Here is a 23,810-nt window from a genome sequence, read left to right as displayed (position 1 = left end):
TCGAGCCTGGCCAGTCTCTGGGCCGCAGCGAAGGCTGGTCTCGGCGTTACAGTTCGCACAAAGATCGGGCTGCCCGACACCGTGGCTTCGATAACCCCGTCCGCAAGTGGTCTTCCTAAGCTGCCCTGCCTGGAGCTGTCGCTGCTGCGAAGCGAAAAAGAACCATCTCCCGCTGCTAAAGTCCTGTCGTCGATAATAAGGGACGAGGTCGCGGGTTATTTGACCCCTGATGTGGGTTGGTAGCATCAACTGGATGATCATCAGCGGCATTGTCGCTGGCATCGTTGGATTTCTGATCCGTGGAGGATTTGCCCCATGACCGGAGTCATTCTCAGCCTGTGAAGCGTGGCCCTTTTGAATGGCGGGCGGCGTAATTTATGGGCTTTGATCTCAAGCCCCGCGAATGCTGCTGGACGAAATCCGGCGTAACTGCTTCAGGCGGAACAGGTGAGGGTGGGGCCGATGCTGTCAGGGAAACTGCCATCGACGGCGAGTACTACCGCCAGCGCACGCAGACGAAAGCGGCCGGCGGCGGCTGGTGGCTCGGAGCCCGACTGGCGGTGGCATCACCAACGCAGGCGGAGGCTTCTTCGAAATCTACATGAATGTGACCTCGGCGGCGGATACGGCAATGCCGGTGATCTTCTACACTTCCGCGGCGGATTATCAGCAGAGCCATGTAGGCAATCCGGCGCTCGGGTTTGATGTGCAAAACCTGCGTCTTTATGAGGTTTGAAGCCAAGAACCCCCAAATTCTGGGGATGTACGAATTGATGGAGGCTCGCTAGTCATAAGGTATGAGCACACGCCTCAAAAGCCTTATGGTTGCAATCGTCATGTCAGTGACGATGTGGGCTGCCGTCATTGGCGGCGCCATGTGGTATTTGAATGACGGCGTCGATTCCGCCTTTGTCGCGAGCATTCGGTAAAAATACATCTAAGTGTTGCCACCAATGCAACCTCTGCTATAATTCTCCCGTCATGACAAAAGGCCCCTGGCGTGAAGGCTTAGCGCGCCGGGGGCTTTTCTCTCCCCTCCCAATAGTCGGACGCCAGATGCTCCCCGCATCGCCATTCCGTCACGCCCCGGCCGTTCTTTTCCAAATCTGCCTCGCTTCGATCTTGAATTTTAGAATTCGCGAAACTAGCTTTTCATCCCGACCGAGACACGATGAGCCGCTTGGCCCCGCGGATCTGGAAATTTGCCAAGGTGTTTTCGACGTTATTTGCGAGGAACAGAGCATTTCCCGCGACGCTGGGGAAGGCTCCAACTTGGCGGCGCTGATCATCGAACTTTACCGGCAGGGTGTTCGTGACGTTCAGGCCCTGCGCACTTTGATCGGCACGGTCGGGAGGGCGTGAAGCTAGCATCGCTCTGTGTGACAGGCATGGCGCGCGAAATACTTATGTAGGTTATCTGCTTTCTCGCAATCGCCGACAATGATCTGGTCGACGTCATCATAGAGCAGCTCGATCTCCTGCAGCAAGGCGATGATGTCGTTGATCCTGGTCGTCGCAAACTTATGGGCGTTCTTGTCGGTCCAGTTGATGAGGGTCCTGAAGCCTGGCTTAAGAGTTTGAGGGCGGCAGCTTGCCGGGTGGAACGGCGCTATAAGTCTGTATTGGGGTTTGAGCATCAAGGGAACAGAAAATCTAAATAAGGCTTGAGGTGCCGGCACACGGACCACTCGTCGTGATCGTCGATCCAGACTGACCCTGCGGTGCGTTCGGCAGTGTGCACCTGAGACGATTGATCGGCGGTCGATGGCTCTGCACTTCCACCGCCGGTAATAGATCAAAAGGATGCCCCGATAGTCCTTGAGCAATCTGGCAGAAGCGCATCGTCAGGACTAAGCTGTCCGGGTTCGTGTTTTGGAGCGGTGTCATGGAGTTGGTCCAATACTGCCTGCACAATCTTGGGGGCTTTTTTTACAACACTTACTATCTGAATGGTGGGGCAATGGCGCTCAGTTTCGCCATTTCCATTGGCTTGGTTCTGACGGTTTTCGCGGTGGAACTCGCCTATGTGGGGTTCGGCAATTCCGGGTTCCGTCGAGTTTTCTTCGAACGCAGCAAATCCACAATCACCGACATCGTCTATTTCGTCCTTCAGACGACGGGAATGATTACTCTATTCGCGGCGCTCGCATCATTTGGTCTGTCCTTTGCCATCACCCGCGCGGCTCGGGATGCCCCCCACCTGGACCTTGCCGGGAGTCTGCCAGGCTGGTCACAGGTTCTCTTGTTCCTAGTGCTGACAGACTTCTTGAACTACTGGCAGCATCGTTTGATGCACCGGCTGCCCGTACTGTGGCGGCTGCACGAATTTCACCACGCAGCCGAAGAGTTCAACGCGCTGACTGCCATGCGGGAGCATCCGCTGGAGAAGGCCATAAACATGGCCATCATGGTCGTTCCGGCGCTGCTTATCGGCCTGCCCACGGCCGAATTCGCCTTCGTGATGATCACCTTTGGCGCCATCGGTCTGGTCAAGCACAGTGCCATTCCCTGGCACAGCTGGTTTGGCAAATACGTGATCCAGTCACCGCGCGACCACTTCATCCATCACTCCCGGGTGCCCGAACATCACGACAAGAATTTCGCCAATTATTTTCCGATCTGGGATCATTTGTTCGGCACTTATTACGAGGGCGATGTAAACGGTGCAACGCTCGGCCTGGACCGCGACTACTTCAACCAAACCGATCCGTTCCGCGAAAGCATCGCCACCGAAATCCGTTTCTTCCAACGCGCGGGGCAAGCTGTTAAGGCCACCTGCGGCATGAGCCCCATAAGTGCAAAACCTGCCTCGCTGCGGGGCAGCCGGGCCCGGAGGAGAACCGTCAGGAAAGCCTGAAGCGGGGGGTAAATCGGAGAATACGCCCAGATGGCGCGTTGCTCCGAAAGTGTCAAAAACCCCGACTGAATAGGTTCCTTGGAGGCACGCCGAAATCAAAGACGGCAGGCCCTCAAGAAGAAGCGCCTGACGATCGAATCGGTATGGCACATACGATCCGCCCGTCTTCGTTTGTGATCTCGAAAACTTCCTCGTTTGAAGGATCACCCGAAATCACCTTATCGATGAGAATTTCGCGGGCAGCACGCCGCGCCTCAGCTTTCGCCTCATCGACCGACGGAAAATCCAAACCGTCTTCATCCAGCTCGACAGCAGAGCCCTTTCGAACATGAAAAAAGTATCTTGGCATAGCTCGCGTGACCTTTGGACGGGTAACCTCGGGGCTGGGATATTGTTCCTGCCGATGCTGTCGCCCGCGCCGAATGACTGGCCCCCGCCGCAAGGGTTTAGCGCGCCGGGGCCTATTGCTATTCCATACCCCTAAAATGATACGATTGTTCATAGAGTAGTGCTGGGTGACATTGCCCCGGCACAACTTGCTTCTCTCCCTCTGTTCAGCAAGACCGCACTATCCTCCCGGCGCGGAGCGCCAGCCTCAGCCCCCGTCCAGCCGGGGGCTTTTCTTTTCGTCCTGCCGATCTAGTTTCTTGGGCGTTCGATTGGAAACACTTGAGCACCGGCAAGGCCCGGAGCCACAGGCCGGGTCTTGCCACCGCTAAGCATCGCTTGAAACCTTCGTCCATTTCAGCGACCATTCGTCAGCGCCGCCTTCATTGTGGACGTATTTGCCATGGTCGGAAGCCCCACATTCGAACGTGACCCAATCCGTGGGTGCCACGCCCGGCAGATCGAGGATGCGGAGCACATCAACCAAGCAGGCCATGGTCGTTACCTTCTTGATGGGCCTCCTGCCCTTGGCCTCGATCGTCCAGGCATAGTGCATTTTGGTCGCGCCTCGCGCCAATCACTATCTATGCCGCCCGAGCCATTGTGACGCGTCTTGCACCACCCATGCTTCTCGCGCGGTGCCAGTATAACCCTAATGGGGCAGAAGTCGTTCCCTGAACTATAGGCCGAGCTGAGGGCATGAAGCCGCCGGCTCCTATTACCAATTTACGGACGGCGGCCCGGCTTCCTTGTCACCAAATTGGGGAAGCCCGTCACGGTAGGCGCTTCCCGGGCGGCCGGCTATCAGGATTGTGCCGGAATTGCATCCGAGTGCCATAGGTTTCGCGCGGGAACAAAGGCCGCAGCCTCTGGGTTCCACCTTGCCAACAACGAGGAACAAACATGAGTATTCCACCTGTCGTTCCTGTTCCCGGCGCCGATCCTGTCCCCGGTATCGGTGAGCCGCCGCCCGTTCCAATTGGTGAGCCCGAGCCCGATCGTTTACCTGATGAAGAGCCGGTACCGAACCCGGATGAGAATCCAGGCACGCCTAAGCGCAGCGATGCCTGAGCGCCCGGCGCCGGCTAGAAATTTTCAGGCCACCAACCGGCGCGCTGGCAATGCTCTTCAAAGGCTGCAAGGGCTTTTTCGGGCGTTTCCGCTCTGATGCTTACCGGAGAAGAAGCCTCGCCCATCGAAACGAGTGAGCAGAGGAAGGTCTGCGCCCCCTTGTCGTGCAGCAGGAAGCAATTACCCATCATGCCGCCGCTGGGGAAATCGAAAAAAGTAGTCGCAAAGGCTTCGAGATCCGCGGACCGTCCGCAGGTAGTCTCCAGAAGCACCTTTTGTCGTGCAGCAGGAAGCAATTACCCATCATGCCGCCGCTGGGGAAATCGAAAAAAGTAGTCGCAAAGGCTTCGAGATCCGCGGACCGTCCGCAGGTAGTCTCCAGAAGCACCTTGGGAATCTCCATCAGTGCACAGCGCTCAATCGGTATGAAATAAACATCCAGCGGCTTATGTCTTCGCACGTGGTTAAACTCTATCGCGCGCATCGTCGTTCTCCTTTCTTCTGCTGGGCTTCCATCCTCGGGAGAAGCCATTCCCNTCCAGCGGCTTATGTCTTCGCACGTGGTTAAACTCTATCGCGCGCATCGTCGTTCTCCTTTCTTCTGCTGGGCTTCCATCCTCGGGAGAAGCCATTCCCAATCATCTGTTCCGCGAAAGCCAGTTGCTCGCGGGTTTGCTTCAAATCGGCGAGAAGGGTGCGGATCGACGCGCGCACGTCTCCATYGTGCCAAGCAAGCACCTCACCGACCTCATCGACAGTTTCGGCCTGTTCAGCCTCGCGCGCTTCGGCGCGCGTCATTTGCGGGCACACGTCTTAGTTCTCCTGTTTGCACAGCAGTTGCAGTTTCTAAATTGTCTTACAGATTAGCCTTGCGGCCTTAAGCGGCTATGTCCGCGATCTCGCCGAACTGGCAGATAACCTTCGGCTCGGTCATATCGCCGCTCTCTTCGTCGACCATCACCGAGTACGCGGCAACGCCGACATGACGCGGCGCTATGGTTGTCGCGATCTTTTCAGCGCTGGCGGCGCTTGACGCCTGTCGCATCTCACCGGGAGCGATGCCGCCGCGCACCTTCTTGAACTGAAGGATGATAAATTTTTGCGCTATCGCCACGGGGAATGCCTTTCCGCTTGTTCTCATAATGTTCTCATTTGGGGCGCCGAGAGTCAACAAAGAGAATCGGAAAGTTTTCCTAATGTGGGCCGAACACCACCGGCCACCAGATTACCGCAGCACCTGCGTTCAGCAGGCCGGCGACCATAACAGACCATAAGGTCGGACGGATGAGAGCTAAGATCGCAGACGCTATCGCCAGCGCCGAAATTGCTTTTACGAGGAAGGTGGCGCCGTCGATCATAGCGGGTTAAGCGGCTCCGGTTTCCCGGCAAAACGAGACGAGNAGACGCTATCGCCAGCGCCGAAATTGCTTTTACGAGGAAGGTGGCGCCGTCGATCATAGCGGGTTAAGCGGCTCCGGTTTCCCGGCAAAACGAGACGAGTTCACGTCCCGGCTCACCCGGTGAAACTGCAGCTGCCGGTTCAGGTTATGCTTCAACAGCTCCCTGGCTCGCTCTTTCGTCGTTTTCGGGTCAAGCCACTCGTCGTAGACTTCCGGCGCCAGAATGATCGGCATGCGGCCATGAAGCTAGGTGACAGCGCCTTCAGCCGGCCCGGTGAGAATCGTGCAACTGCGCAGATCGAGGAGACCGTTATAGGCCCATAGGCCGGCAAACGAGAACGGCTGATGATCCGGCAGGAAGATATGCCAGGGATCTTTCTTGCCGTCATCGGAAGGCGTCCATTCATAAAAGCCATCGGCTGCAACGAGGCAGCGCTTTGCCTTGAACGAATCACGGAAAGCCGGGGCTGTGTCGGCGGTCTCGATCCGCGCGTTGAAGGTGGCAATCTTGGGGATCTCTTTGGCCCAATGAGGGACGAGAGACCAGCGGCCCTCGTCAAGAACCTGTTCGCCATTCTCGCCGTGATGGACGAACAGCACGTTTTGTGTCGGCGCGATGTTGTAGCGCGGCTCTCCCAAATTCCTGAAAATATCCTTGTCGAGCGTCAGCCTGTATAGACGCACGATTTCCGACCACGGCAGGATGAAGGTAAAGCGACCGCACATAATGCGCTCCAGCGTCAGCGCCGGGATTGGCGCAGTGCCTCCAGCTTATCCGNCGCACGATTTCCGACCACGGCAGGATGAAGGTAAAGCGACCGCACATAATGCGCTCCAGCGTCAGCGCCGGGATTGGCGCAGTGCCTCCAGCTTATCCGCAATATCTTGGTTTTCAACCGCTGCCAGCATTTGGTTATCAGCGGCCTCGATGACGGCTGCCATGACCTCCGAAAGGTTCCAGCCGGCGCGACAAGCATCCCTGACCAGGTCGGCCAACGGGCTGTCTAGCTCGCGCTGGAGGTCAAGAAATCGATCGTCGTATTTTCCGGAGTAGGCTGGAGGGCGGATCAGATTCATGGCGGCATCTCCTTTAGATTCAGAATCTTCGGTTGCCGTATTTGTTCCTGCTTGAGCGCGTCACGCGGCGCACCTCTACGCCCTTTGGAGCAGCGCGCCGCAATGCTCGCAAAAATCAATTCTAGTCGCGGATGCTGATCAACTCGCGAATTAACTCAGAGGGGAGGGCTATTAAGTGCGAATAATTCCGCCGACCGCCGCCAGAAGGCGCACTTAAGCCTATCACCTTTCGCGTCGGCCATCACGGCCAGCGGCAAGATTGGAGTTGTCGCGCCAGCATTTCTCCGGCGGTTTTCAGTGGCGATCGACGTTCCGCCCGCTACCCCTAATTGGGGGAGGCGAACAAGCATCGAAACTGTTATACGTGTGATACTTTGCTTACAAAGATTAGTTTTTCCTGAAATATACTTGCTATGTGAAGAATCTGAAAGATTTGACTTTGCAGCGGCCTTAAGTGAGGTAGCGTTCATGATACGCCAATATATCGTAGCCGATGTTTCGGTTAAAATTAATTCTGTTACTTACGAGACTGTTGGTAGCGAAGTCGGTGGCGTTCATAATCAGACAAGCAAGCAGGTATCAAATAACATACCGTACGGGACGGTAGATACGGAATACTACACGAGATTGTGGGTAACGTGGAATTATTCTAGGAATGGTGATGGCACAAAAATAGATTTCGACTACGATGTAAAGAATTATTATTGGCTCTTCGATGGTCCGGGCTCGGTCAACGAATCATCGAGAACCTCAGAAGTGGGTGTTTCGCGCGATTTCAAGGGCACCTATGTGGGCAGCGACTCGTCGTGGCGCGATATCACGACACATTATTTCGCAACGCCGACAGTGGTTCTTTCGAAGGTTTCGGAATCGAGCATTGGGTTGGCGCGTGACAGCGACCCGACCACCGATCTCCTAGATGAGTATCAAGCGAACCTGCCACTTCCGGGATATACCACATCACAACTGACAACATCGTTTTCTTGGAAGAGCACGGCAGACGGCAGCGTGCTCTCAGATGTGTATTCCGAGGCTGACACTGTCTATGTTAGCCACTACCGAACTATCGTGGGCCTCGCGGACATTTTTACACCTCTCGCGGATGTCGTAAATCTGAACCAACTGACCAAGGACGACCTCGTAGGGGATGTGAATCTCAACCAGGCATTCGGGGGCAATGATGTCGTGCACCTTACCTCAGCCGCAACCCGAGCGAAGCTTAACCTCAAAAACGTGACGTTTGATGCCGGAAGCGGCAACGATACGATTTACGGGGGCGATGCCGACGATTTCGTATACGGCAACGTGGGCAATGACCAGTTGACTGGAAGTGGCGGCAACGATCGACTTTGGGGTGGGGCTGGTACCGATATTCTGATGGGGCTCAGCGCAGAGCAAGGGGAGGCTGACTTCCTGAACGGGGGGGCAGGAACTGATGAATTTTTTGCCGACAATGGTGACACCATTTATGATCTCGAAGTCGGCGAGAGAGTATTTTTTGGAACGGCGAAAAATTTCGACGACCTAGTTCTCTACTTCGACGGGGACAAGCTATATTTCCGCACGTACAACAAGGGAACGGTCGTTGACGAGGTGGTCGTTCAAAGCGGCTTTTCAGTCCAGGGTCTGCAAGCGTTCATTGGTTCCGGCGGTGTTAAAATAGTTGTAGGGTCAACAACGACCAGCCAGACCCCTGCACAACAGCTGCTCGTGGACCCGGTAAAGTCACAAGCCTGGTTGGGAAAACTCGTAAAAGACGCCGGGTATGATCTACAGCTTGCTCGGCTCAAAGATACCGTAAAAATCCTCGAAAAAGATGCCCGTGAACTCGTCGCCAAAACGATTGATGCTTGGACGGAAGAAAAATCCAGCATAAAGGCTGTGCCGGTTCTGAAAAGTCTCGGCACGCCCGTTAAGATAGTCAAATACTACGCCGAACTCGGCTTAATCATGCACGACACTATCGCGCTCGGTTTGACAACTGATGAGGTCAAGCTACGTCTAGTCAAGGCACTGAACGAAGTATTCAATCCCTACGCCAATACCACAGCGGCTGTCGGGGAGTACGCGACGAAGCTCGGGCAGCACGTATTTGAAGAGATTATGACCACGGTCGTTGATGCGATCCTATCCCCAGTAAAGCCACTTCTTGTGGCACTGGGCTCCAAAACGCCGGTCACTACTAATCAGGCAGATATCGTCATCATTCCGGCCGGGGCGCAGCTCAACAAAGCTGCTTCGCAGACAATTAACGCCGCAGACGGAGACGACCTTTTTATTCCGATGGCAGCGAGTTCCCTCACCATTGATGGCGGCGCAGGCATCGACACGCTTTCCCTAGCGGGCCACTCCGCTCGCATGCTGGTCGATCTGACCCTGGGGACTGCACGGGGCGGTAGTATCGGCGATCTACGACTTAAGAATGTGGAGAATGTTCAAGGTGGCGCTGGAAGCGACACCCTGTCCGGCAACGGCGGCGCCAATTCATTGGTGGGCGGTGGAGGAAATGATCTTCTCATCGGGAAGGGTGGTGCTGATCGGTTGAGCGGCGGAAGCGGCATCGACACGGCTTCTTATGCTGGATCAAGCAAGGGTGTTATCGTTTCACTGCTTACAACCAAATCAAGCGCGAACGACGCCGCAGGCGACAGTTTTTCGTCGGTCGAAAACATCATTGGTACAAGTTATGCCGACAACATTACTGGCGACGCAGGCGCAAACCAACTGCGTGGCGAAGGCGGCAATGATATATTAAATGGCGGCGATGGACCCGATACCCTCATCGGCGGTGCGGGTCTTGACAAGCTTTACGGGGGAGCGGGAATTGACACCGCCTCCTATGCAGGGGCGCGCAAGGGTCTCACGGTCTCGCTGCTCACGACCAAGTCGAGCACAAATGATGCGGCAGGTGATACTTTCTCGTCGATCGAAAACATTACCGGCTCCGCTTACGACGATATCATCACCGGAAACACCGCCACCAATGTCCTGCGTGGTGAAGCAGGTAAGGATACGCTGAATGGCGGTGACGGAGACGACATCCTGATCGGTGGTGATGGTGCCGACAAGTTGTTCGGCGGCAATGGGTCTGATACTGCCTCCTATGTTGGCGCAGCAAAGGGTGTCGTCGCCAACCTCTTGGCACCCGGCGGCAATACAAACAATGCAGCCGGCGACACCTTCTCGTCGATCGAAAACCTCATTGGCACGAGCTACGTCGATATTCTCACTGGCAACAAAGGCGCCAATTCGGTCAGTGGCGCTGCAGGCAACGACATTCTCAAGGGTGACGCCGGCAATGACTTCTTGGTCGGCGGTCTCGGTGCCGACAAGCTTTATGGTGGCTCCGGCGGCGACAGGTTCGTCTTCAAGTCAGCGCAGGAGAGCACGGTTGCAACCTCAGGCCGCGATACGATTTACGATTTCGTCTATGCAGAAGGCGACCGGATGGATCTCTCGGGCATCGACGCCAGCACCAAGATTGGCGGCGACCAAGGGTTCAATTTCATCGGCAGCGGCGCTTTCACCGGAACCGCCGGACAACTCCGCAGCGTCGTCACCGGTAACAGCACTTTGATCACCGGCGATACGAACGGCGATAAGATTGCTGATTTCGCGATCTATCTGGATGATGAGCTGACAATGCAGAAGGGCTACTTCATTCTCTGAAATCTGGTCGAGTTTGGGTACTTTGTCACGTCGCGCGAGATCATCCCCTAATCCGCAACCTCATCCGCTGCATCCAGCGGCCCGAGCTGCTTCATGATCAGCGCACGCGCATCTTCGAATAGCTTGCTGTCGTCATCCCCCTGGCTTTGCTCGATGATCTTCAGCGCCTCGGCGTAGATTTCCCGCTCGGCATGGCTGCTGACCGCGCCGATGCGATGGAGATGTTTCATTAATGCGGTGAACGTAGCAGAAACCGACAGTGCCACAGCGCTGGCTGAAAGCAAGGTTGGATCACTCGGCATGTCAGTTCCCTCCCAAGGCTTCATCCTTCGAATCCAGCACTATTTTGAGCGTGCGGATCGTGTTTGCGGCGTCGAGTAACGCGTCTTTGGCTTGATCGAGCGGGAGCCATTTCGCGCGCGCCGACGCCGTCTGAAGGTAGACAACGACGTCCCGGCCAAGGCTGTTCTCTTTAACCCCGACCTGCCCCCGCAAATCTCTTATCGTATCAACGGCCCTGTCGAGCAGGCGACTAACCTCTGACGTTGTCAGCAGGTGCACTTCGTTGGCGGCGCGAACGAGTTCGGAAACGAAGGAGGTGGCGGGGGTCATAGTTTGGGGTGTCCGGATCAGGGCTTTCCGTCATGAATAATCGTTGTTTTTGTAACCCCGCACACATTACAACGGTAAACTATCTTATCGGCGATCGGCTCCGCGGGCATTCCAGGCAAGCCAAGGCTGCCAGCCCCAGCATTCAGTATTCCGACGAATCCTCCATTGGTTATCATCCGTCTACTTAACTCCACACAGTTGAAGCTGCCGCACCTTTCGCATTTTAGGGTCATATCGTTTTCCCCCGACGCTCTAATCTTGTCAGATGATAGCATGCCCGAGGGAGGCTCTCCAGTTCAACGCTCCATGTGCTTGGTGCCGATAGCCTGATACAGCGTCCAAAGCGCCTCCTGGGCCTCCAATGCGACGCGAAAAAAGTCAGGATCGCGCAGCACGGCCGGGTGGCGGCAAAGACGATCATCGACCAGATCGCTCATCATGCTTGCCACATGCATCGCTTCATGGCAGCCGAATGTGCCGGGCGCAAATTTCTCTTCGATTTCTTGTGCAGTAAAGTCCTGGTTCTGGATCACGGCTGACAGGTGCTTGAGCCGCAAGGCCTCCGCCTCTTCCGGTGTGTACGCTGACATTAGGGGTACCTCACATCGAGTTCGGGGATGATGGGGCGAGGGGGCTCTATCTCGTCTTGCCGCCGTGCCAATCCTTATAACGCGCCATTTCCTCGCGCCCGGCGTCGGTAACCGTCCAAGTTCTGTCGCCTTGGCTGTCCCGCGGGCCCTCCTTCAAGGCTCCTTTATCGGCCAGTTGTTCCATGGTGAAATCAGTGGCCCCAGAAATCTCGGCGCTAGTGCGAACATCTGGCCGGTTGACCATGTACTGCAAAGCGGAGATACAGCGGCCATTCAGCCCCATCTGTGGCTTGCGCTCGTTGCGAATTTCGCGCTTGGAGCGCCATATTCCGAAGTTCTCCTCCCCATCCGGCGCAGCTACGTTAAATCCAGCCGTTATCCCAAAATACCCGTCATAGAATTTCTTGACCAGCGGCACGGGTCTCCCGTCATGCAGAGGGTCGATGCGTGGAAAGCCCTTTCTCTCCAACTGCGGTATGACGGTTTTTAACCACATCTGCGCACGCTCCTTGCCGACAATGGCGACGGCGATTTCCTTGTCGGTGGCGAAAAGGGGTAGTTTGGAGAGGGCGTCGTTCATTATTTGACTTCCCAAATCTTGTTCAGCACCTTCGCAGCCATCGCCGCTTTGTCCTGCGGGAAGAACCTGCCGTAATGTTTCATCACCGTCTCCGGCGTGTCCTGAATCGCATAACTTGCCTGCTCGTAAGAGCCCGTCATCTTCAGAACGTGCGTTGCCAACACGTCGCGAACGCAATGCGGGCCGTGGGCGAGCAATCCCTTGATCGCACCACGATCGGTGTAGGGATTGTAAATCCCGTAGCGTTGAATCGTTAAGTTCCACGCCGAGTAGAACGTCGCTTCATCATATGCCGCCGTTGAACTGGTACGTTTTGTGGTTTTGACAAACAGAGTGCCAGGATCTGATGCCGGTCCCAGCAACCTTGCCCGGTGACGATCGATGTAGGCTTCGAGCACGTCGTAGAGGCCTGAAAGATCGTCGATAAGCAGCCGAAAAGGATTCTTCCCGAAAAACGACGAGCCGGAGTTCTTGAACGCGACCGCCGGAATGAAGACTTCCCATTTCTCTTCTCGGAAGCTCCATCGCAGTTCACCGCATCGACGTTCGGCAAGGCGCCGTTCGGTGGTCGGTGTCGTGTCCTTCGGACATATTAACAACTCTCGCAGATTTCGCTGACGAACGCCCAGATGAAGACCGATGCGCAGCATCAGATACGAACGCGCCGCCTCGGCAGCCTGGATCGGATAACGCCGCTCGTCGGGAATTCGCCTCAGTATCTCTTCGGTAATCTTGCGGTATTCCGCGAGCGGATTGTCGGCTTCCAAGATAGGAAGTATCGGCTCGAAAGGATCACGATGTACCCGGGCGACCTCCTTAATTTCTGCAAAGCGAACCGATGCATATTTGCTCACCGCAGCGCACTGTCCGTGCCAATCTGAGGACGCCCGGGCGATGTCTTCCAGCTCTACCAAATCGGGGATCGGATGCAGGCGGTTGGCCAATTCCGGCTTCTGCCACAGCCACCCGGTATCGGCGCGAGCTAGCTCGAGAATGGCGCTCAGCATATTCCCTTCCCACACGGTAAAGAACCCACGACGCCTTTCTCTCCATGACAGGTACCAATCCCAAACCGACGGGAAGACCAGAAGCGCGAGTGTTAGGCTTGATACGGGGACGCCCGCGCCGGCGATCGCACTGGTTGGAGACGCTGATAAAGCCCCAAGGAAAAGCCCGAAATGTTCGATCTTCTGGTTTGCGGAAAATTCGCCCCACTTTTTGTTGCGCAGTTGTCCGACCTCCGTAAGGGTTCCCGTCTTAAAACGAACCAATTCTTTCATTTCACCCGTCAGACTTGGAGGGGCGCACCTCCTTCGACTGGTTTCTCGCTTTTCTTTCCCAAATCCATGGAATTTCAGACCAAAGGCCTCTTTGATGGTGCCGGCCTGATATCGGCGGTAGTCTGTCGTCTTGGAGATAACGTTGGTCCGCGCCCAGGTGACGTTTTCCAGCTGCTCCGTTGCACTCCTGAGATTGAAGTCGTCGTAAAGGTGCCATGCCAAACGGCGGAGCTCGGCGGGACCGACCGATAAGCCGGGATGGTGACCACGAGCTGCTCGCCCCTGGTGAGGTAGCTTCATTTTGAGGTGGTCTTTAGGGAGGTTGTATCGAACCTCGATCCGCCTCAACATTTCCAGGCTTTGTGTCCCGCGAGGCATCTTTGTCCCGCGAATCCAGGTCCGGAGCGTCGCACAATGAAAATGATCATCCGCGACGCATATCCGTCTATGCAGATCGGCCGCGTTCTCCCCGTGTCGGCGCATATGAAATTCGAGTGCATCCCTAAAGTCTGGTGGATCGAAAGTGCTGAGAAAAATCGGTTGGGCCGGAGAAGCTCGTGTGGGGGTAGGTGTCGATGGTGGCTTGCGCCGATCGAACCAGCGCTCGATCTCTACAAGCCCGACTTGAAGGGTGCGCCTTAGATTTCTTGAGAATGGAGCGTCGGCTCCGCACGACGTCGCAATACTTTGCCAGTCAAATCTGCCAAGCCGTTTGGGCGGCGGAGTTTTGAAAATCACAAGACTAAGCAAATAGGTACTGATGCCCGCGTAGAGTGACGGGTCTACGATTGGCGCGATCTGCGAACGGCAGAACGACACAATTTGCATTCGGATAAGGCTTTGTTCTGTAGACATTTACCAACACCAACACAACGATGACATCGCCAGCGGCACGGATGCCGACAGCGTTAGCAATGTCTCCTCTTTGTGGTGGTGCGGACTAAGCCGGTGCGGATGGTAAGGCCGCAAGGGAAGGGTAGGTGGTGTTTCGCCGAGCGTCAATGGCGGTAGTGACACCCTGGCAGGATGTCAGCCTTGATTTTCTCGGGTCACGTCGTAGCTCACGCCGACCATTCCCTTGTCATGGGTGAAGACGACGCCCTCGCTCTCAAGTGCTCGGTTCATTGCGTTCGCGGCGACCACCTAGCAATCCCGTMTTCCTATCCCCATCTATAAGCTGACGGCATCGCTGCGCTTGGCGCCCGTGCCGARAATCAGGAGAAAACCGATGGAAACACAACAGCCGGCGGCAACGCCGCTTAAGGACGTTATCGCGTTCGCGAAAAAACATCGCATTGAGATCGAGGATGCCCAGAAGATCCTCGACCNTCTCTTCGCCATCGGAGAATCCGAGAATCAGGAGAAAACCGATGGAAACACAACAGCCGGCGGCAACGCCGCTTAAGGACGTTATCGCGTTCGCGAAAAAACATCGCATTGAGATCGAGGATGCCCAGAAGATCCTCGACCRATATGGCGACGACCGCAAGAACGCTGACAAGGCTGCTCGCCGCGTAGCTGCATAGAAGGATCGAAAAATCTGCCTGGCTCTGGAACGGTGGCTGTAGATCGTAGTTATCAAACCGTCGTGAAATCATGATTAGTGGAGGCACGGATGACCGTTCGAGTCTTGGCACGTCAAGCGAGAGGTGAGCCCTACAGCATCGAGCAATTCCGCAAAAGATATGGGCTCAGCGCGGATGAAGCGAGGTTCGCGGCCATCAGGGGCGCGCGGCATCCCNCGGCGAGAGCTGGGTGGGGCGGGTGAACGTCATCAACTGCTTAAATTCAGTTATCAAACCGTCGTGAAATCATGATTAGTGGAGGCACGGATGACCGTTCGAGTCTTGGCACGTCAAGCGAGAGGTGAGCCCTACAGCATCGAGCAATTCCGCCAAAAATATGGGCTCAGTGCGAATGAAGCGGAAGACCTGTTCTCCCGCTTTGGCCCGTCGCGCATTGAGTTGGACCTGCTGATGGAGGCGAAAGGTAAACTAYCAATCGAGCGATGGAACAAGTTTCAAAGAAATGACTTGTAGACGTATCGTAGTGACTGCCCCTCATCACTCGACACCGGATGCGTTGTAACGAATGCGTCGTTAAAGCCAGCTTCCCGCGTGGAAGCTGGTTTTTTCTTTGGCACGGCCGATCTGGAACAAACACACCGCGCCTCCGTTGACGAGCAATAAAACTCGAGGAAAGTGAAATGGCCAATATCGGAGAGCCCATCCCAAGGGGTGTCGCTGACGTCGCTCATGACTTTGTTGGAGTGCCACGGCAAGAGGTGAATCTGCGGCACGAGTATGCCCGGCTGCGAAAGCAGGTGAAGCTGCTCCGTCGCCGGGCCGAGAATGCGGGCTTGGTACCCCCCAAGCCGCGAACGGGGCGCTATGCTATTGGGGCGATCGTCGCTCTGGGCGTTGTGGGCCTTGTGGTGGGACTGATGCGCCGCCGTCGAGTTTTTTGAAACTTCGTGGAGCTTTTTCGCTGCATGCTCGTTTGCCGCCTATCAGTCCATATTCATTCCAATTTGAGCCTCGCGGTTTCCCCTCCCGCGACGTTCTTTTTTTAGGCCCGCGACTTCCGAATTGCCATTGGCCGCCCCCAGGTCGGGCCGTTTATTGTTCAAACGGTGCCCACGGCGCGCCCTACATCGCCGTATCAACGGGGGCGGCAGGAACGTGGAAGGCCGTGCCGTTGGGCGATACGATATCTGCGACCTGAAGGCGGTCTACATGGGCCGGAGAGCCTTCCAGGACCCATTCCCATCTTCTTCCGGTGGCTCCCCACTCCTCATCGGAGGTGGGGAACTCCCGAACCATGTCAAGCGCCTCTCGCGGGCATACGGCGCCATGCGGCCGCGCTTCCGTAGCCACTGGAACTGATAAGTCTTTGATTTTAAACGGTGCAAAATTGCGTTCCCCAAAATTGGGGAGTCGTTGTCCGATAAAGCCACCTAAGTCACTGATATAACTAGATGGCGCAAAAATGCGTTGGTTGGTGGCGTGAGGCGGCCAGCGTGATCTCGCGGCAACAACGTGACGTCAATCGGTTGTCCGACCCCGTTCTACAAATAACGGCAGTCGCGCCCCGCGCGGTTCTGACAGAAACGGTCCGCGGCGTCTAGCGGGTGGTGGGTAGTGACTAAGGCCCGTCTGGAGATGGAAGGTTGACGGAGAAATCGCCGCCGCGCGAACAAAGTAAGAACAAAAATCCACAATCATGTGGATACGCGAAATCGCGGAGCGTATCGCGCGCTGAGAAATGCGAAAAAGGGGCGTCGATGAACGACACCCCTTTGACGTCGGAAGCAGCTTCTGAGGTCAGCCGCCCACCGCTCTAAGCAAGTTGGTTATAGCGGCCAGAAAGGGTTTCTCAAAGTAGAAAGGCCCTAATGGAAAACCATTTTGCACACCTATGGACCCGCAGAAGGAGGCTGGCATGAGCTGCTTCCTGCAGGTTGAACGGTCAAAAGGCAAGATCTCTTTTGCCTGCGGTTTCGACGTGACTGTCGGGACGATTTCGGCGCTAACAGTTTTGCTGCGCTGGATTTGAGGTGACAAAAAGACCCGGCAGGGAAAACCGCCCTGCCGGGGCTAAGAGCGCTGCCACAAAGGCGCGCTGAAACAACCGGCCGGTGCGCTGCTGGTGTAAGCGCAGGTGGTGACTCGCACCGGCCTACGGTGACTTTGAATAGATCCCCACCGCCCGTAGACGGGAAGCACCGGCCGGCATCAAGCAGCCTTCCACGGTCGCAACTCCGTGGTCTCGGAAATTAGTTTGCTGTCAGTTCGATGTCTTCGGGAGCTAGACCGAGTTGGCGGCGATACATGTCAACGTCTTCTTGATCCATGCGCTCAACGCGAATGACGCGGAGCGCGGAAATCTCTTCCAGGGTGATGCCGATGTAATGTGCCCGCCCGTCGTATGTCATGGCATCGACAAAGCCGCATGGCCGCGTGCCGAGTATGGTGATGATGTGGGTCCAGCCTTCAACGTCCTGAAACCGAACGATGTCTCCAACGAAGAAGCGAGAAGGTGGCGTAAAGGCGATCGCGGTAAGGACCTTGGAGACGGCGTTGCTGGGTCTTCTCGGTACGAGCCGGCGGGGTAGGCTTATTCTGTCGATGGTGTGGGCATGATTTTCCGTTTGCATCCGGGGCGGCTCCTCTGGTTGTGATATAAGTAGCAATGTGATACCTATAGATCACTTTGGGGCTTTAGTCAACACCTTTGGATAATTTTGATACCAATGGATCATTCTGCGCTTTCCGGCCGTCAGATCGCCGCTGCTCGCACCCTTTTGGGGATGGGGCAAAAGGAGCTTGCTGATGCTTCGCGAATCTCGGTTCCGACCTTGAAGCGCATGGAAGGCAGTGATGGTCTTGCCGTTGGAATGCCGAACAACGTTCTTGCTGTCCGCACAGCTCTGGAATCGGCTGGCGTGGAGTTCATCGAAGGCGGCGTGAGGTTACGCTAGAGGTGAGTGACGACGAGATAAGAGTTTCTTGGTTGCTTGAAACGGGGGAACTTGCTGGCCCGATTTGCCACCACGCCTCGGTATTCAACGACACCGTCCCGACCGTAGGTGATGTGTTAGCCGTTAAAGTCGGCAAGGACTTGGATACCGTAAAGGTTGTCGAGCGTTATCACGTGCAGTTGTCTGGAGACGAGTGCTGGTGGCACATCATCGTGCATTCTGTGGATATCCCTTCAAGTCGGCGTGCGGTTTTGAAACAGGACGGACTCGAAACGGCTCCGGCTGCTTCCGGGATTCTTTCCCGAGAACGTCGCGAGGAGCTTGCCGGGAAGTTGGCAAGCTTGAAGAGCCTGTCGACAAAGAGGAATCCTGCATTACCTTCGAGGGGAAAGGGCAAATCCACAAAATGTGTTTTGGCGCCCAAGTCGCGTCGCGCCAAGGCGAAACAGACCGACTGATTCCGCCCACGACCGTGTTCCATGTGGCGAGCGTATACCTTAAATGCCGGATATGTGCCGTGGCGACTCGGTGGCGACTCAGAGAAATCTGAGCCAAGCCGCATCCTTAGCTAAGCAGTTGAAATCATGTGGTGAGCGCGCAGGGATTCGAACCCTGGACCTACTGATTAAAAGTCAGTTGCTCTACCGGCTGAGCTACGCGCTCCCGCGCCCGGCCTCTACTGCCCGGCGGAAGTGGGCGGAGATATGCACATGAGCTTCGTTTTGGTCAACCTAAAAAAGGGTCGGAAACGGAATTTCCGAGTTTTCTCCAGTGGATCGCCAAAAGGTGATTGGTTTTGGCCAGGCGATGCGGATAAGTGAGCGGCGTGTGCGAATAGACAGCCAGAGGCCGAAAGTGTGCACGCAAGAGTGTTTACAAGACGGATTGCCCGCCTGAAGCCTGCCGGAGTTTGATTGGTGTCGATTGCCGATATTTCCCTGTGGACCGCGATTCTTGCTGGCGCGCTCTCCTTTCTTTCGCCCTGCGTGCTGCCGTTGGTGCCGCCTTATCTCTGTTATATGGCGGGCGTTTCGGTCGATCAGTTCCGGGGTGGGGAGGCGGGTGTCGCGGCGGCGTCGACGCGGCGGGCGGTGTTTGGGGCGGCGTTCCTGTTCACGCTCGGCTTCGCCACGGTCTTTGTCGCGCTGGGTGCCGGTGCGTCGAGCATCGGGCTTTTGCTGCGTCAGCACATGGACCTGCTGTCGAAGGTGGGTGGTGTCATCATCATCATCATGGGGCTGCATTTTCTCGGCGTTTTCCGCGTCGGCCTGTTGGCGCGCGAGGCGCGGTTCCAGGGGGGCGGCAAGCCGGCGACACTGTCCGGCGCCTACATCATGGGGCTTGCCTTCGCCTTCGGCTGGACGCCCTGCATCGGTCCGGTTCTGGGGGCTATCCTTGGCGTCGCGGCAGCGCGCGACACGGTGGGGGATGGCGCGATGTTGCTTGCCGTCTATTCGCTGGGTCTTGCGATACCCTTCTGGATCGCGGCCGCGTTTTCCGGCGCCTTCATGGGTTTCCTGTCGCGCTTCCGCAGGCATCTCGGCCTGGTGGAGAAAGTCATGGGCGTTTTGCTGGTGCTGACAGGGCTGGCCTTTCTCTTTGGCCTTGTCAGCTCGGTTGCGATCTGGTTTCAGGAAACCTTTCCCATCTTGATGCAAATCGGCTGAGTGCAGCATGACCGAAATCGCCGGTCTCGTTCTTCCCTTCTTCGGCCTGATCTTTCTCGGCTACCTGACCGCACGCCTTGTCCGCCGGCGCAGTCCGGGCACCGACGCGGGTGATGGCATGGCCTGGCTCAATATCTTCATCATCTACCTTGCTCTGCCGGCCCTGTTCTTCAAGCTGCTCTCGAAAACACCGATCGAACAACTGGCCCGTTTCGATTTCGCCGTCACCTCGATGGCCACCACCTACACGATCTTCGCGATCGTCTTTGCGGCCGGTCTTTTCCTGCGCCGCAACGGCATCGCCGAATCGACGATCCAGGGGCTGGCGGCGGCCTATGGCAATATCGGCTATATGGGGCCGGGGCTGGCGCTGATCGCCTTCGGGGAGCGCGCGGCGGTGCCGGTGGCGCTGATCTTCTGCTTCGAGAATGCGCTGCATTTCATGATGGCGCCGGCGCTGATGGCGATCGCCGGCGGCGGGCGGGAAAGCCTGTTTTCGCTGGCACTTTCCGTTCTGCGCAAGATCCTGCTGCATCCCTTTATTCTGGCGACGATCGTCGGCGTGTTCGCGGCGGCTCTTTCCTTCCAGCCGGCCGCGCCGGTTCAGCGGTTGATCGATTATCTGGCGCAGGCGGCCGCCCCCTGTGCGCTCTTTGCCATGGGAGTAACGCTCGCCTTGCGGCCGCTGAAGCGCGTTCCGGTCGAACTCGGCTACGTCGTACCGGCAAAGCTCATTCTGCACCCGGCGCTGATGTATTTGACGCTCGGTCTTGTGGGCAATTTCGATCCCGTGTGGGTGCAGACGGCGGTGCTTCTGGCGTCGCTGCCGACCGCGACGAATGTCTTCGTCATTGCCCAGCAATATGGCGTCTGGCAGGAGAGGGCGTCGGCCACCATCCTCGTGACGACGGTGCTGTCGGTCGCGACGGTAACGTTGCTGCTCTATCTCATCGCGTCAGGCGCGCTGCCGGCCGATCCGTTCCCGTAAGCCGTTGCCAAACGCGCGAAGGGCGCTGCCGGGATGCAGGCCCTCGCGCATCACGAGGCTTCGCAGCGGCCCGGCGCTTGCCAGCATCTGCAGGCCTGCGGCGCGCAGCAATTGCGTCGGCAGGAAGTCGGAAAGCAGCGAGCGGTTGAGAAGATCGACGCTTGCCGTGCGGCTCAGGATATCGGGCCGGCGCTTGCGGCCGTAGCGATCGCCGAAATCTGCGGGCAGGGGCTGGCCTTTGCTTTCACCGAGCAGCGAGACCAGCGTCATCGCATCGCGCAGGCTGAGATTGAGGCCTTGCGCGCCGATCGGCGGGAAGGCATGGGCGGCCTCGCCAAGCAGCACGACGCGCCCCTTGCCGAACGCATGCGCGGTCATGCCTGAAAGCGGGAAGGATTGTGCGCCGGCGTCCACGGAAACCTTACCCAGCATCGATTGCATCCGGTCTTCGACAGCCCGCGACAGTTCCTCTGGCGAAAGCGCAAGCGTGGCTTCCGCATCCTTCGGCTTCTGCACCCAGACGAGGCTGGAGTGCAGGCCCGGCAAGGGGACCTGGGTGAAGGGGCCGCTTGCGGTATGGAATTCGGTCGAGATGTTCTGATGCGGCAGGCTGTGGGAGAAATTCAGCACCACGGCCGTCTGTGGATAGGACCAGTTGCGCACCTCGATGCCGGCGGCATCGCGCACCTTCGAGCGACGGCCATCGGCGCCGACGACGAGATCGGCGGAAAATGCTGTGCCATCGCCAAGGGCGAGGATTGCCTTGTGGTTATTGAAGGACAGGCCTTCGAGCGTCGTTTCCATGCGCTGCAGACTGCTGCGCTTGCGGATCTCGCCGTCGAGCAGTGACAGGAAGGCGGTGTTGGGAATGTTGTAGCCGAAGGCGGACAGGCCGATTTCGCTGGCATGGAAAGTGACGACCGGCGCGCGCAGCAGCCGTTCGGTGCCGTCGACGATGCGCATCGTCGCCAATGGTGCGGTATGGGGCTTCAGCGCTTCCCACAGGCCGAGATCGCGGATGAAACCGATCGAATGTTCCATCAGCGCCGTGGTGCGGCCGTCCGTATGACCGGAGGCGGGGGCGACGAGGGCGACGCTTAGGCCCGAATCGGCAAGCGCCAGCGCCGCAAGCGAGCCGGCAAGCCCGGCGCCCACCACCGCGATATCGACATGTTCCATGGCCGAGCCTCCTTCGTGTCGTCTTGTTCCATGCTTTTTAGCTGGTGAATCGGGCGAAATAAATGGGCCGCAGTGACGCAACCTCGCCTTGGCGTCCACAGCGGATTGCCGGCCAAGTGTTGATTTTTACTGGCGAGCCGGCGCAAAGGGTGCATATTACACCGCTGTCGCTTGAGAAAGGCGGCGTTGCCGGGGCAGGGCAGTTTGACTGCGTTCGGCATATGCGGGAAAAGCGCAAAAGGACAGGTAGCCGCCGCCGATGAAGTTTTTCAATTACAAGCGCGTGCCCTACGCAGAGATCCGTGCGTTTTCCGTTCATATCCTCACCGCTTCCGGGTCGTTTCTGGCTTTTCTCGGCGTCGTTGCCGCCGCCGAACACCGTTTCGTCGATATGTTCTGGTGGCTGGGCCTCGCGCTCGCTGTCGATGGCATCGACGGGCCGATTGCCCGAAAGGTGCGGGTGAAGGAAGTGCTGCCGAACTGGTCCGGCGATACGCTCGACAACGTCATCGACTACGTGACCTATGTGCTGCTGCCGGCCTTTGCGCTCTACCAGAGCGGCATGATCGGCGAACCGTGGTCCTTCGTCGCGGCCGGGGCCATCGTCGTTTCCAGCGCCATCTATTATGCCGACATGGGCATGAAGACGGATGAATATTTCTTCTCCGGCTTTCCGGTCGTCTGGAACATGGTGGTCTTTACACTGTTTGTCATCGAAGCCAGCGAGATCGCCGCTTCGGTCGTGGTGTTCGTGTCCGTGGTCCTGACGTTCCTGCCGATCAATTTCCTGCATCCGGTGCGCGTCCAGCGCCTGCGGCCGCTCAATCTGGCGGTCTTCGCCGTCTGGGCGGCACTTGGCGGCTATGCGCTGCTTTTGCATTTCGATACGCCCGGCTGGGTGGTGGCCGGCGTCGTCGGTTCCGGCATCTATCTGTATGTCATCGGATTTGTCCTTCAGCTTGTTCCAAGCCTTGGGCAGGATTGAGGAGTTAGGAAATGGCCCAGGCTATCGTCGTTCGCGCCCTCGGAGGCCCCGAGGTCCTTAAGCTGGAAGGCGTGACGCCGCCGTCGCCGGGGCCGGGCGAAGTGCAGATTCGCCAGGTCGCCATCGGCGTCAATTTCATCGACGTCTATTTCCGCACCGGCCTCTACAAATCCGCTGAAATGCCGTTCATTCCCGGCAAGGAAGGCGCGGGCATTGTCACGATCGTCGGCGATGGCGTGAACGGATTTTCCGTCGGCGACCGCGTTGCCTATGCGTCCTCCGATGGCGCCTATAGCAGCGAGCGCAATGTCGAGGTCTCCCAGTTGGTGAAGGTGCCGGACGAGATTTCTCTCGAAACGGCGGCGGCGATGATGCTGAAGGGCATGACCGCGCAGTATCTGCTCAACCAGACTTTCAAGGTCGGCCCGGAAACCACGCTGCTGTTCCATGCGGCGGCCGGCGGCGTCGGCCTCATTGCCGGCCAGTGGGCCAAGGCGCTCGGCGCCACCGTCATCGGCACGGCCGGTTCGCAGGACAAGATCGACCTCGCGCTCGCCCATGGCTACGATCACGTCATCAACTATCGCACCGAGGATTTCGTCAGCCGCGTCAAGGAGATCACCGGCGGCAAGGGCGTCGATGTGGTCTATGATTCGGTCGGTAAGGATACCTATCCGGCCTCGCTCGATTGCATCAAGCCGCGTGGTCTCTGGGTGAGCTTCGGCAATTCCTCCGGCCCGGTGGATGCCTTCAGCATCGGCATTCTTGCCCAGAAGGGCTCGCTGTTTGCCACCCGGCCGACGCTCTTCAGCTACGTCTCGACGCGGGCAGCCCTTGAGGCATGTGCAAATTCTCTCTTTGAGGTTGTTCGCAGCAACAAAGTGCGTATCAATATAAATCAGACTTATGCGCTGGCCGATGCAGCCAAGGCGCATGCGGATCTCGAAGCAAGAAAAACGAGTGGAACGACTTTGCTGATACCCTGATA

23 protein-coding genes, 1 tRNA gene and 2 pseudogenes are annotated in these 23,810 nt (G+C 57.2%); 13 read left to right on the top strand and 13 right to left on the bottom strand.

The window, feature by feature from the left end; translation table 11 throughout:
- The 3 genes and pseudogenes from ASC86_RS26425 to ASC86_RS22380 form a co-directional block, all read left to right on the top strand.
- Window positions 1-243 (top strand): annotated as a pseudogene (locus ASC86_RS26425) (LysR family transcriptional regulator); the annotation flags it as partial.
- A 358-nt stretch (window positions 244-601) separates the two neighbouring features.
- Complete coding sequence (locus ASC86_RS26965; RefSeq protein ID WP_280136993.1) at window positions 602-736, top strand: hypothetical protein; 135 nt, start codon at window positions 602-604, stop codon at window positions 734-736.
- 1,149 nt (window positions 737-1,885) lie between these two features.
- Window positions 1,886-2,857 carry a sterol desaturase family protein gene (locus ASC86_RS22380; protein WP_056326535.1) on the top strand — a complete coding sequence of 324 codons (972 nt, stop codon included), beginning with the start codon at window positions 1,886-1,888 and terminating at the stop codon, window positions 2,855-2,857.
- A 112-nt stretch (window positions 2,858-2,969) separates the two neighbouring features.
- Here the strand turns inward: ASC86_RS22380 and ASC86_RS26000 are convergent, their stop codons facing one another.
- Both ASC86_RS26000 and ASC86_RS22375 read right to left on the bottom strand, forming a co-directional pair.
- The gene (locus ASC86_RS26000) at window positions 2,970-3,206 is read right to left on the bottom strand and encodes a hypothetical protein (protein WP_156387164.1); all 237 of its coding nucleotides are present in this window, start codon (window positions 3,204-3,206) and stop codon (window positions 2,970-2,972) included.
- A gap of 366 nt (window positions 3,207-3,572) precedes the next feature.
- On the bottom strand, window positions 3,573-3,800 hold the full coding sequence (locus tag ASC86_RS22375) for a hypothetical protein (protein WP_056326532.1): 228 nt from the start codon (window positions 3,798-3,800) through the stop codon (window positions 3,573-3,575).
- A 347-nt stretch (window positions 3,801-4,147) separates the two neighbouring features.
- On the opposite strand from ASC86_RS22375, the gene ASC86_RS26320 reads away from it, so the two are divergent.
- Entirely contained in the window at window positions 4,148-4,315 is a 168-nt protein-coding gene (locus tag ASC86_RS26320) for a hypothetical protein (RefSeq protein WP_200943845.1), read from the top strand.
- A 537-nt stretch (window positions 4,316-4,852) separates the two neighbouring features.
- The coding region (locus ASC86_RS26420) for a hypothetical protein (protein WP_210170363.1) at window positions 4,853-5,182 on the top strand (330 nt) is incomplete at its 5' end.
- 10 nt (window positions 5,183-5,192) lie between these two features.
- Here the strand turns inward: ASC86_RS26420 and ASC86_RS22360 are convergent.
- From ASC86_RS22360 to ASC86_RS22350, 3 genes and pseudogenes are all read right to left on the bottom strand, one after another.
- Window positions 5,193-5,429 (bottom strand): hypothetical protein, encoded by a 237-nt coding sequence (locus ASC86_RS22360; RefSeq protein ID WP_056326598.1) that lies wholly within the window; start codon window positions 5,427-5,429, stop codon window positions 5,193-5,195.
- 340 nt (window positions 5,430-5,769) lie between these two features.
- A pseudogene (locus ASC86_RS22355) lies at window positions 5,770-6,441 on the bottom strand (SOS response-associated peptidase).
- 114 nt (window positions 6,442-6,555) lie between these two features.
- The gene (locus ASC86_RS22350) at window positions 6,556-6,792 is read right to left on the bottom strand and encodes a hypothetical protein (RefSeq protein ID WP_056326523.1); all 237 of its coding nucleotides are present in this window, start codon (window positions 6,790-6,792) and stop codon (window positions 6,556-6,558) included.
- 468 nt (window positions 6,793-7,260) lie between these two features.
- Here ASC86_RS22350 and ASC86_RS22345 point away from each other — a divergent pair, with 468 nt between their 5' ends.
- A complete protein-coding gene (locus ASC86_RS22345; protein WP_156387162.1) occupies window positions 7,261-10,461 on the top strand; it encodes a calcium-binding protein in 3,201 nt (1,066 codons plus the stop codon).
- A gap of 47 nt (window positions 10,462-10,508) precedes the next feature.
- Here the strand turns inward: ASC86_RS22345 and ASC86_RS22340 are convergent, their stop codons facing one another.
- The 5 genes from ASC86_RS22340 to ASC86_RS22320 all read right to left on the bottom strand — a co-directional run bounded on the left by ASC86_RS22340 (window position 10,509) and on the right by ASC86_RS22320 (window position 14,378).
- Window positions 10,509-10,763, bottom strand: coding sequence for a hypothetical protein (locus ASC86_RS22340; RefSeq protein ID WP_156387161.1), 255 nt, complete (start codon window positions 10,761-10,763; stop codon window positions 10,509-10,511).
- A gap of 1 nt (window position 10,764) precedes the next feature.
- A complete protein-coding gene (locus ASC86_RS22335) occupies window positions 10,765-11,073 on the bottom strand; it encodes a hypothetical protein (protein WP_056326513.1) in 309 nt (102 codons plus the stop codon).
- A gap of 296 nt (window positions 11,074-11,369) precedes the next feature.
- Window positions 11,370-11,663: a hypothetical protein gene (locus tag ASC86_RS22330; RefSeq protein ID WP_056326510.1), complete on the bottom strand. Its 294-nt coding sequence runs from the start codon at window positions 11,661-11,663 to the stop codon at window positions 11,370-11,372.
- Between the two features lie 46 nt (window positions 11,664-11,709).
- Window positions 11,710-12,243 carry a hypothetical protein gene (locus ASC86_RS26760; protein WP_244477673.1) on the bottom strand — a complete coding sequence of 178 codons (534 nt, stop codon included), beginning with the start codon at window positions 12,241-12,243 and terminating at the stop codon, window positions 11,710-11,712.
- The gene (locus ASC86_RS22320) at window positions 12,243-14,378 is read right to left on the bottom strand and encodes a hypothetical protein (RefSeq protein ID WP_056326508.1); all 2,136 of its coding nucleotides are present in this window, start codon (window positions 14,376-14,378) and stop codon (window positions 12,243-12,245) included. Before ASC86_RS22320 ends, ASC86_RS26760 begins: the two co-directional genes overlap by 1 nt.
- 977 nt (window positions 14,379-15,355) lie before the next feature.
- On the opposite strand from ASC86_RS22320, the gene ASC86_RS22315 reads away from it, so the two are divergent.
- A complete protein-coding gene (locus tag ASC86_RS22315) occupies window positions 15,356-15,562 on the top strand; it encodes a hypothetical protein (protein WP_056326505.1) in 207 nt (68 codons plus the stop codon).
- A 1,736-nt stretch (window positions 15,563-17,298) separates the two neighbouring features.
- Here ASC86_RS22315 and ASC86_RS22305 read toward each other — a convergent pair.
- Complete coding sequence (locus ASC86_RS22305; RefSeq protein WP_056326500.1) at window positions 17,299-17,679, bottom strand: hypothetical protein; 381 nt, start codon at window positions 17,677-17,679, stop codon at window positions 17,299-17,301.
- A 96-nt stretch (window positions 17,680-17,775) separates the two neighbouring features.
- Here ASC86_RS22305 and ASC86_RS22300 point away from each other — a divergent pair, with 96 nt between their 5' ends.
- On the top strand, window positions 17,776-18,003 hold the full coding sequence (locus ASC86_RS22300) for a helix-turn-helix transcriptional regulator (RefSeq protein WP_056326497.1): 228 nt from the start codon (window positions 17,776-17,778) through the stop codon (window positions 18,001-18,003).
- A gap of 2 nt (window positions 18,004-18,005) precedes the next feature.
- Entirely contained in the window at window positions 18,006-18,461 is a 456-nt protein-coding gene (locus ASC86_RS22295; RefSeq protein ID WP_056326494.1) for a hypothetical protein, read from the top strand.
- Between the two features lie 129 nt (window positions 18,462-18,590).
- On the opposite strand, the gene ASC86_RS22290 is transcribed toward ASC86_RS22295, so the two are convergent.
- A tRNA-Lys gene (locus ASC86_RS22290) sits at window positions 18,591-18,666 on the bottom strand.
- Between the two features lie 254 nt (window positions 18,667-18,920).
- Here ASC86_RS22290 and ASC86_RS22285 point away from each other — a divergent pair.
- Both ASC86_RS22285 and ASC86_RS22280 read left to right on the top strand, forming a co-directional pair.
- The gene (locus tag ASC86_RS22285; protein WP_056326593.1) at window positions 18,921-19,670 is read left to right on the top strand and encodes a cytochrome c biogenesis CcdA family protein; all 750 of its coding nucleotides are present in this window, start codon (window positions 18,921-18,923) and stop codon (window positions 19,668-19,670) included.
- A gap of 7 nt (window positions 19,671-19,677) precedes the next feature.
- The gene (locus ASC86_RS22280; RefSeq protein WP_056326491.1) at window positions 19,678-20,658 is read left to right on the top strand and encodes an AEC family transporter; all 981 of its coding nucleotides are present in this window, start codon (window positions 19,678-19,680) and stop codon (window positions 20,656-20,658) included.
- Here ASC86_RS22280 and ASC86_RS22275 read toward each other — a convergent pair.
- Window positions 20,626-21,837 (bottom strand): UbiH/UbiF family hydroxylase, encoded by a 1,212-nt coding sequence (locus ASC86_RS22275; RefSeq protein ID WP_056326488.1) that lies wholly within the window; start codon window positions 21,835-21,837, stop codon window positions 20,626-20,628. The genes ASC86_RS22280 and ASC86_RS22275 overlap by 33 nt on opposite strands.
- A gap of 259 nt (window positions 21,838-22,096) precedes the next feature.
- Here ASC86_RS22275 and pcsA point away from each other — a divergent pair, with 259 nt between their 5' ends.
- Window positions 22,097-22,822: a phosphatidylcholine synthase gene (pcsA, locus tag ASC86_RS22270; RefSeq protein WP_056326485.1), complete on the top strand. Its 726-nt coding sequence runs from the start codon at window positions 22,097-22,099 to the stop codon at window positions 22,820-22,822.
- Between the two features lie 11 nt (window positions 22,823-22,833).
- Complete coding sequence (locus ASC86_RS22265) at window positions 22,834-23,808, top strand: quinone oxidoreductase (protein ID WP_056326483.1); 975 nt, start codon at window positions 22,834-22,836, stop codon at window positions 23,806-23,808.
- Window positions 23,809-23,810: the final 2 nt, after the last annotated feature.

This window comes from Rhizobium sp. Root1212, assembly GCF_001424985.1.
Taxonomy (GTDB): Bacteria; Pseudomonadota; Alphaproteobacteria; order Rhizobiales; family Rhizobiaceae; genus Pararhizobium.
This window is presented reverse-complemented; position numbering and strand designations above follow the sequence as displayed.